13 protein-coding genes are annotated in these 8,533 nt (G+C 52.9%); 7 read left to right on the top strand and 6 right to left on the bottom strand.

Features of this window, described 5'->3' with window-relative positions; translation table 11 throughout:
- Both HK11_RS12620 and HK11_RS10125 read right to left on the bottom strand, forming a co-directional pair.
- A partial coding sequence (locus HK11_RS12620; RefSeq protein WP_369822951.1) for a transposase occupies window positions 1-175 on the bottom strand: 175 nt, incomplete at its 3' end.
- 436 nt (window positions 176-611) lie between these two features.
- Entirely contained in the window at window positions 612-1,307 is a 696-nt protein-coding gene (locus HK11_RS10125; RefSeq protein WP_086555230.1) for an O-methyltransferase, read from the bottom strand.
- A gap of 98 nt (window positions 1,308-1,405) precedes the next feature.
- Between HK11_RS10125 and HK11_RS10120 the strand changes: the two genes are divergently transcribed.
- Entirely contained in the window at window positions 1,406-2,287 is an 882-nt protein-coding gene (locus HK11_RS10120; protein WP_233133427.1) for a helix-turn-helix domain-containing protein, read from the top strand.
- A gap of 69 nt (window positions 2,288-2,356) precedes the next feature.
- On the opposite strand, the gene HK11_RS10115 is transcribed toward HK11_RS10120, so the two are convergent.
- Window positions 2,357-2,599, bottom strand: a complete 243-nt coding sequence (locus tag HK11_RS10115) for a hypothetical protein (protein WP_086555228.1) — start codon at window positions 2,597-2,599, stop codon at window positions 2,357-2,359.
- 190 nt (window positions 2,600-2,789) lie between these two features.
- On the opposite strand from HK11_RS10115, the gene HK11_RS10110 reads away from it, so the two are divergent.
- From HK11_RS10110 to HK11_RS10090, 4 genes are all read left to right on the top strand, one after another.
- The gene (locus HK11_RS10110) at window positions 2,790-3,428 is read left to right on the top strand and encodes a LexA family transcriptional regulator (protein WP_086555227.1); all 639 of its coding nucleotides are present in this window, start codon (window positions 2,790-2,792) and stop codon (window positions 3,426-3,428) included.
- A gap of 423 nt (window positions 3,429-3,851) precedes the next feature.
- Window positions 3,852-4,151, top strand: a complete 300-nt coding sequence (locus HK11_RS10100) for a hypothetical protein (RefSeq protein WP_086555225.1) — start codon at window positions 3,852-3,854, stop codon at window positions 4,149-4,151.
- Window positions 4,152-4,237: 86 nt separating this feature from the next.
- Entirely contained in the window at window positions 4,238-4,627 is a 390-nt protein-coding gene (locus HK11_RS10095; RefSeq protein ID WP_086555224.1) for a hypothetical protein, read from the top strand.
- Between the two features lie 65 nt (window positions 4,628-4,692).
- Window positions 4,693-5,190: a hypothetical protein gene (locus HK11_RS10090; protein WP_086555223.1), complete on the top strand. Its 498-nt coding sequence runs from the start codon at window positions 4,693-4,695 to the stop codon at window positions 5,188-5,190.
- Between the two features lie 395 nt (window positions 5,191-5,585).
- Here the strand turns inward: HK11_RS10090 and HK11_RS10085 are convergent, their stop codons facing one another.
- The 3 genes from HK11_RS10085 to HK11_RS10075 all read right to left on the bottom strand — a co-directional run bounded on the left by HK11_RS10085 (window position 5,586) and on the right by HK11_RS10075 (window position 7,456).
- Window positions 5,586-6,260, bottom strand: coding sequence for a hypothetical protein (locus HK11_RS10085; RefSeq protein ID WP_143216388.1), 675 nt, complete (start codon window positions 6,258-6,260; stop codon window positions 5,586-5,588).
- Between the two features lie 83 nt (window positions 6,261-6,343).
- The gene (locus HK11_RS10080) at window positions 6,344-6,577 is read right to left on the bottom strand and encodes a hypothetical protein (RefSeq protein ID WP_086555221.1); all 234 of its coding nucleotides are present in this window, start codon (window positions 6,575-6,577) and stop codon (window positions 6,344-6,346) included.
- A gap of 138 nt (window positions 6,578-6,715) precedes the next feature.
- Window positions 6,716-7,456 carry a hypothetical protein gene (locus HK11_RS10075; RefSeq protein WP_086555220.1) on the bottom strand — a complete coding sequence of 247 codons (741 nt, stop codon included), beginning with the start codon at window positions 7,454-7,456 and terminating at the stop codon, window positions 6,716-6,718.
- 195 nt (window positions 7,457-7,651) lie between these two features.
- Here HK11_RS10075 and HK11_RS12615 point away from each other — a divergent pair, with 195 nt between their 5' ends.
- Window positions 7,652-8,014: an IS66 family transposase gene (locus HK11_RS12615; RefSeq protein WP_233133425.1), complete on the top strand. Its 363-nt coding sequence runs from the start codon at window positions 7,652-7,654 to the stop codon at window positions 8,012-8,014.
- 95 nt (window positions 8,015-8,109) lie between these two features.
- Window positions 8,110-8,379: a transposase domain-containing protein gene (locus tag HK11_RS12610; RefSeq protein ID WP_233133430.1), complete on the top strand. Its 270-nt coding sequence runs from the start codon at window positions 8,110-8,112 to the stop codon at window positions 8,377-8,379.
- Window positions 8,380-8,533 lie beyond the last annotated feature (154 nt).

Below are 8,533 nucleotides of genomic sequence, written 5' to 3'. Positions count from 1 at the left end.
GCTTTCGAGGCCAAAGCCGCGTAAAAGAAATTACATACCGGCACAAAACCGTTACAAGTCCATCTTTCCACTGAAGCCCGTTGCGGATCACATAAACGATCCCGCTCAGAACACACAGGTCATCCACGCGGGGCACGCCGTGCGCCAGAGGAAAAAATGGCCCAATCCGCTCCATCTGGCTCTCAGACTGTAAAAATACATCATTCACAGGCTCATCCTCCATCGGTAAGCCTGTGAATCACAATCTCTCGCTCAGTTCAATGAATTAATAGGTCCTGAGCCTGGCGCTACAGTTGCAATTCGCTTTGTTCTCTAATTGTTCATGATTCCAATGCGTTCCGGACGGCTCGAATTTCAGGCAGTCTACGTCGAGACAGCCCCTGAATTCTTCATCTTTCCGACCCGGAAAACGAATTGCAACTGTAGTGCTAGAGGGTCTTTCGCGACGTAAATCACCTGAAATTCGAGCCTTCCTGAAAACATTATATATATGAAAAATTAGAGAGCAAAATGAATCGCAGCTGTGGTGCTACATCAACACTATTTATAGTTTGCAGAGGCTCACATTCCGCATTTTGATGGAAGAGCCTTTTTGGATCATGAAGTCATCTTCATAAGGTCCTTATCGCAAATTCGCTAGCGCATCCGTTATCGATTTCAAGAGGCTGAGAAAAATAGCCATTCAACGGGTCACGCACGTAGTCAAGATAGGCTGGATCAAAAGCATTTCTCCCCATTATTGCAGCTCCTCGGTTCATGAACGGTTCGACGAATCTAAGAACGGGGAGATAGAGGGGGCAAGCACCATTGAGCAAAAGAATATCTACATCACTTCCCACATCCCGCAGCGTATTGATTGTGTCACCTTCACGGATCTCCACCAGATCAGCTAAGCCAGCAGCTTCAATGTTAGTGCGTGTTCGTGCTGCATTGGCCGGTTCGAGCTCGCTGCTAATTAGTTGGCCGCCACCATTATCGCGTAATGCGGCGGCGAAATAAATCGTCGAGATTCCCGTAGATGTACCAAATTCGACGATCCTCTTGGCCCAACAATTCCGTGCGATCATGTAGAGGAAGCGGCCATAGACCTGTGAAATAGTCGATAAATTCAGCGAATAATCTTGATAGATTGTCTGAGATATTGTTTCTTCATCGGCAAGCCAACGTGGGGACGTATGTACTAGGTTGTTATCCTCTACGTTAATCTGACCGATATTAGCTGCGATGTGATCTTGGCCTATGACCTCTGCTTCCTTATGCAGAATATTCAAGACTTGGGCGACGCCCGAGACTGTTAATGTGTTCATGGTGGTAACTTCTCTTTTTTCTGTCCGGTCTCAACGAGGGCTCGACGAAACTCATTCAGAAGAGTAGGAAAGTTACTAGATGACGTCATTAAGACATTATGACAGATTATTATCCGATTACGACAATGCCAATTCTGAACTGCCCTCATAAAGAAAACGAGTGGATCGAACCGGATGATATCGATCGTCCCATAGTGACATTCGGACTCGTTATGGACATCACAAAATTAGAGCTTGATGCGCACTATCATCGTAAAGGACAAATCTTGCTGGTGCAGCGCGGCGTACTAAGCTGCGAAATGGATGGTAGTCTGTGGATTGTGCCGCCACGCAGAGCTGTATGGATTCCGGGTGCCACATTGCACGCCATCAAGGCTACCGGCATGATAGAAGGGTACTGTGCCTTTATCGATCCAGACATTGACGCTTGCTTGCCCAGTCGAAGTTGCGTTATCTCGGTAACACCCCTGCTTCGGGAATTACTGATCCGTGCCGCTCACCTCCCTGCCTTTTATAAGGAAGGTGGCGCTGAATCACGATTATTAACCGTTCTTCTCGACGAATTCAGTGCAGCTGAGAGTGACAATCTCCATTTGTCTATGCCTGAAGATCTACGATTACGCCGGATCGTTGATCGCATAATGGAGTCTCCAGGCGAGCGCAGGACGCTGAAGTTCTGGGCAAAAGAGGTAGCAATGAGCACGCGAAGCCTGGAGCGGCTGACAATCAAAGAGACTGGCATGAGTTTCGGTCGGTGGCGTCAGCAGTTAGCTATCATGCTGGCTGTAAAACAATTAGCCGGAGGCTCCTCGATCCAGCAAGTAGCGTCTGAGCTCGGCTACGAGAGTGTACCCAGTTTCGTTAGTATGTTCCGCAAAATGCTCGGTAATTCTCCAGGTCGCTATATGACAGCGCACCGTACCGATCCTGCTTTACAGCCACAAAACGGCACGACTACCGTTCTTCCTCGAATGACATAGTAATGTTTTAGAGGAGATTACCGTATACGGTTTAGAGGTTTGATGCACTGTATCCAACGGGCTGATTCGTCACAATTTTCCGACGCCCCTACAAAGCTGAAGCAAATATCCCATCCGTTGTTGCAACACAGCCCCGAGCACCATCACGCCTTCAAGCAGTCGTGCACCTTCTGTATCCGCCCGCAGACTTTCGAGCCGCCCTTTGAGCAGAGTATGCTCGATCTCGATCAGACGAAGGACATCGTGCAGACCAGCATGAAGCTCTTCGAGACCGTCCTGAGAGGGGGGTGGCAACAGTGAATCTTCAGGCATGACAATCCCTTCGACAAAATGTCGGTTTCATGCGAGGATCTGACCATGACCAGTCACGGGCCACGCAACATTTCGAGCTTAATATGTACGACTTTACGTATTATATATCAAGCGGAATATCGTACAAATACCTCATTCTTCAATGAGGATCCTCCGCGTGCCCCGATATTCCAGGCGAAAGCATAAACTCATGGATGACCAGATCCGCCTGATGCGTGAGCGCGGCGAACGCCTCCGCGAAGCAGCGCAGAGTATTGGCATTACTCATGCCGCCAAAGCAGCAGGTGTGCCGTATACGACATTAAGAGATTACATGAATGGCGGAGAGATGAAGTTCTCTGCCCTGGCATCTCTGGCTCGGGTTTGCGGCGTGTCTCTGGACTGGATCGCCTATGGTGCAGCAAGTGGTTCACTCCCGGACGCAACAGAGGTCCAGACGACTTCGACCCGCCAGATCATTGTGCCCTGGCATGACCATCATGAAGACGGTCTGCGCATCGGTCGCGACTGGTTGCAGAGCGTTATCCATAGAGACCTCACGTCTCTCTGCCTCATCAGCAATGCGGGAGATGCGATGGAGCCGACGCTGTCATCGGGTGATCTCGTCATCGTGGACCGAAGCGTCACGACGGTGTCGGGCAGCGCACTTTATGCCCTTGAAAGTGCAGGCGTCGTCTTAATTCGCCGCCTTGATCCACGACTGGGTGGAGGGATGCGCGTCATCGCGGACAATCATCGCTATCCACCTCAGGACGTTGCATCTGAGGATTTAAATTGCTTCCGCCTGCTCGGTGAGGTTGTCTGGGCTGGTGGCATACCTCGTATCTAAGCTGCGTAGAACGCAGCGGAATACCGATCACAAAAATATGCGTATTTCCGTATTGACATAAGTCGAAAATCCGTAGTTTACTCATGCCAGTTACGACGAACAGGTGCTGCAGAATGGTCTGCACCCTGATTTCGAGGAGCTGGCCATGATCTGTCTATCCGATCCCCCTAATGCAAAATGGCAGGCTCCTGTCACCGGAGCGGTTATCGCCCCAGGCCAGGCAGAGTACAGCTAAGGTGCTGCTGCTTAGCGCTCTCCTGCTCGTCGGGGTCGGCCTTATCATCGTAGGTGTCAGGGGTTCTCTGCAGGCTCTGGACTGGCTTTGCGAGAGAGACGTCTTCCCACCGATGTTCATCATGAGCGCAGTGTCTGTAATCACAATGATACTTTTTGATCGTTGATCAGAGACGAAGAGGACTGGCCATGACATCATTTGATGACATCTCTGAAAATGGGAACGTCGCTGACACACAGAAGGCGGCTTCTTTGGCGAAGTATCTCGAAAAATATGGCGCAGAAGAGGCCGAGACGCTTCAAATGCTCAGATATGCGACCTGGATGGGTATTGGCATCTGTGTGGTCTGTGGCGTGCTGATGGGCCTGTTATGGCATCCCCTGATCGCCTTTGGTGTCGGAACGGTAAGCTGGGTCTGTCTTCGCGCTGAATTTTTAAAGCAACGCAAGGTCGCCCGGCTAAGGCGACAGCAATACGCTCTGGACTGAACAAACGGTGCCTCTCAATTGCTGATCAGTCTCAGAGACTGTCTTTCACGGAACTGTTCTCTTGCGCAGAACGGATAGGATCTCTCATGTCTAAACTCCAAACTCTTGCTGCCTTATCTCTTACGGGGCTGCTCGCCCTGACAGGCTGTGCCTCGGAAGGCAATGAAGCCCTCAAGAACGAAACAGCAGCCTCCATCGACCAGAAAATTCAGGATGGCGTGACCACGAAAGAACAGATCCGCACTCAGTTCGGGGATCCTCGCGAAAGTACCTTTACTGACAGTGGACATGAGCAGTGGCGTTATTCGTTCTCCAACGCCTCGTCTGATGCCGCCAATTTCGTTCCGCTCTACGGAGACCTGCATCAAGGCACTCACGGTACGGAAAAGACCTTGACGGTGCTCTTCAACGGTAATGTGGTCTGGCACCACACCATGAACTCATCTGCTGTTAAAACGGGAAGTGGTCTTTTCTAGGGCTGAGAATAACTCCAGTCCTTTTACCGCCTCCACGAGCTGCCAATGATCGGATCGTTTATCTCATGAGACGCTTCCTCTTAGTCCCCCTGACAATGGCCATCTTTCTGCCTTCGGCTTACGCACAAAGCGACAAAGAAGCCATTACGCAGGCTCACTGGCGTACGAGTGAACAGGCGCGTCCTGTCACGCCCTCAGACACTGAAGTCCTCAAAGCTACTCCCGACCTCAAGCGAGCAGGAGAAGGCTATCGTGACATGTGCGATACGTCAGTCACGCCCAAAATCCTACTTCTGGATGTCGGTGGAACTCTGGGGACGGTCAGTGTGGTGATTGAGGAAGACTCTTCCTGCTTTGGCGGCGACGGTGCGCAATACACGGTCCTCGACAAAGGTCATCGCGTTTTATGGCATAATTCGGCTGCCGGCATCGCAACCCTGGAAAGCCGTCATGCCGGTGTCCGGGACCTCATTTTTGCAGGACCGGGCATGAAAGTTCCGATCTGGATCTGGAAAGCTGCCGAACACCGTTTTGTCCTCCACACTGTGGTTGACACGGAATAAGGCGACAGGTCGCGGAAAAGAAAAATATCGATTTTGAGCAGATCCGTTCGCGTCTCAACTCATTCTGGCGGGCAACGCGGGTGGAGAACACTCTTTCCAATACCTCGCCAGAAGATGCGACCATAAAAATTTCGGTCACCAAACACGACGAAACGCATTAACAATGAGCCCGCTTCAAAAACGAGGCGGGCTCATTGTTTTTAGCATCCTTTGCCTTTGTCTTGCAGAAGTCGAAGTAAAGCTATGGCAGGTCCGAGCTGAAACATCCTGTGCGTGAGAGTTGCGATAAACGACACGCTTTGACCGAACTGACCCGATCTTGGTCGCTAAAGATGTTGGCGTTCGTCATATAAGTATGTTCCTGGTTGTATGAATTTGACGCGGAAATCCATCTATCACCGCGCGCGCGCTCTCATTGTCATCCGGGCATAAGCCGCCTGGAATGCCTCTTCGCAAATGGCAGCCAGCCAGTCGGGATGCGCCATCATATCGAGCCAGATGATACGTAGCAGAGGGCGATCCGGTTCACTGAACCAGCGTTCCTTAAGCGCCAGACGTTCCAGGGAATGCTCCTCGACATCCGTCTGGCATTCGCGATCTGATCCCAGCATGCCCATGACTTCGAGATAAACCAGAGGCGTGTCATCACCCGGAGCGCAGATCCCAAAATCGCTACGCAGAAACCGTCTTTCTTCGAGAAAAGGATGACAGCACAGATCAAGGTTGTTGGGTTGCAGGCGCCTGAGGGTCTCCCAGACGATACGTTCAGGGTTTGACTCCAGCTCGGTGCCGTCAGAAGCGACGTGGCTGCCTTCGGGCAAGCGGGGGTAGCGACATGCCAGTGCCCTCAATAAGCGCCCCCAGTCTCCGGCATTTCGGGCAAGCTGAGCCAAATGATGTGCACGCGGGCCGCAATACTGCATCATTGGTGAAACCGGAGGTGCGCCCAGTTTCTCGGTCAGGTCTGCCATGACGCGCAGGTCCTGCGGGGTCGCGTCCCACATTGAGGTGTGGTGGGGCCGGCGGGATGCATATCCGTGCATCCGGGTGCGTGAAGAAAATTGTCTCATTGTCAAAGATCCTTTGCGCCCCGCTCGCCTGAGGGCAGATCGAGGCTAAGTGTTGATGGAAAAATGTGTTGGTCTGGTCAGGTTCAGCACAGAGGTGACCGGTCAGCCACCTCCTGAAGTCCTTTTTCAAAGCCCCGCAAAAGCTGCCGGAGCAGCAACACATGACCGTCCAGCGGGCGGCCGAAGGGCATCGTGCTGGCAAGACCGTGATCCCGTGCGGCCAGAAGAGCCGGTAGCAGCACGTCGTGCATTTGCAGCCAGACATCGACAAGCCGGTCAAACCCAGAATCAGAGGGAGAAAAATGTTGGGTAGTCATGAGGCAAGAACCTTACTGGTCCCGTTCCAGCAGACACTGATCGGCATCGGCACACTTTGCAGCGCCCGATGACCGATAGGGTATTGAGGAACGGGGGAAATTGAAGGATTTTGAAAAGCGGCGCCTGAGCGGCGGCTGTCAGTCGTTGTGCGACAGAGAAGCGGGATCGTCACAAAGCCCCAGCTGAGTGAGACTGGCCCGCAGGTCGTAGCCGGGGGCACAGTCGGTCGCGAACCAGGAAGGATCGACTGCCAGGCCATTGATGACAGGGGCAGGCCCGACGTCAGTCGAAGAAGAAAGACCCAACAGATCGATGGGATTCAGCAACCGAAGCAACGCAGACAGCAGCATCCAGTCCCGATCTGCCGCTGAAAGACCGATCAGATCTTCAGGCTCAAGTCCTTCATAAAGGTTCTTCACAGCCGCATGCAGCACCAGACTCATCGGTGTATGGAACATCAGATCAGGCCAGAATTCGCTCGCACTGCGATAAAGGCACAGATTGGGTAAAGCGAGAGCTGTATCGCCGGGTATGAGCCAGCGACGCAGGAAATGCAGGTTGTATCCCGCAACGGCCTGAGGGGCATCTGCTCCTTCCTGCGGTAACACCAGCGGCTCCGCAAAACAGATTTTCCCGGAGCCGATGTGGTGCAGTTCCAGGGTGCGATGGAAGGTCTGAATTGTAAAAAGACTCAAAGGTGTCCAGCGAATGTCCTGAACGACAAAATCGAAAAGACTGCCATCCATAAAAAACAGGAGTGGTTTGCACGGGATCCAGCTTACAAGCCGAATGCGAAGTGAGGATACCTGCATATAACCGGTGCGTGCACGAAAGCGCTCAAGCCGATCGGCCCGGGATACGGAAGAAAGCAATGTCATGATGTCTGTCCTTTAAAAGCAGGAAGAGACGAGGCAGCCGACATAGTGTCCGGCGTACCACTCCTCTTTATGGGATGGAAGGGACCAACCCCTTCGTTTTCCTGGGCATCAAAAAGAGGAACCACACACCACCAGTGGAGAAGGACTGTGCTTTCGTCGTGAGCGTTCGGAGGTGATACGCTGCGCGATCAGCTGATGAACCATATCTGTGCCGGAGAACGGGTCTTCGCGGACGACACCCCGCTGTCCATCCTTGATCCAGGACGAGGCCGGACTAAAACCGGGCGGCTCTGGGCCTACATACGCGACGACCGCCCCTTTGGCGGTACGGCCGTGCCAGTCCTGGTATTTTATGTGACACCGGATCGCACGTCCTCCTGGCCGACGCGCCATTTGAAGGGCTACAACGGCATTCTGCAAGTCGACGGCTATGCCGGGTTTAAGCAGCTGACACAGGACAGAAAGGTTCATCTGGCAGCCTGCTGGGCGCACACCCGCTGCAAGTTCTACGAGCTAGACCGGATCACCGATTGCCACGGAAGCTTTGTTGTCCTCTAGCGCCAGACTGGCAGAGGCGATCCGCACGCGTTGAAACGCTGGGACGATCTGCGCGGTTTGTCGAGGACGGGCGCATAGATCTCGACACCAATCCGGTGGAGCGGGTCATTCGACCTGTCACGCTCGGGCGTAAGAATGCTTTGTTCGCAGGCAGCGAGGGCGGCGCCAACCGGTGGGCCATCGTGGCGTCCCTGGTCGAAACGGCCAAGCTCAAAGGGATCGAGCCATTTGCCTGGCTACGCGATGTGCTGGCACGCATGATCGACAGACATCCAGTCGCACGTCTCAGCGAACTGCTCCCATTCCCCCGAAGCGCCAACGGCTGGTTTGGGGGGATAGTGTTGAAAAAGTCGCGCTTGCTTTGAGAGTGAAGCACTGATTCACTCTTTGCAGGAGGAACCTGCAAATGATGGGTGATCGAACGAAAATACAGGAGGGACTGTTCTACAAGTTCCGCCTTGAAGATCATGTGCCAGCTGGCCACCTTTTGCGTTCAATTGATCGCTTTGTCGATCTGGA

It is taken from the genome of Acetobacter sp. DmW_043 (assembly GCF_002153485.1).
GTDB classification, from domain to species: domain Bacteria; phylum Pseudomonadota; class Alphaproteobacteria; order Acetobacterales; family Acetobacteraceae; genus Acetobacter; species Acetobacter thailandicus.
Note: the sequence above shows the minus strand (reverse complement) of the source record. Positions and strands in the feature narration are given on the sequence as shown.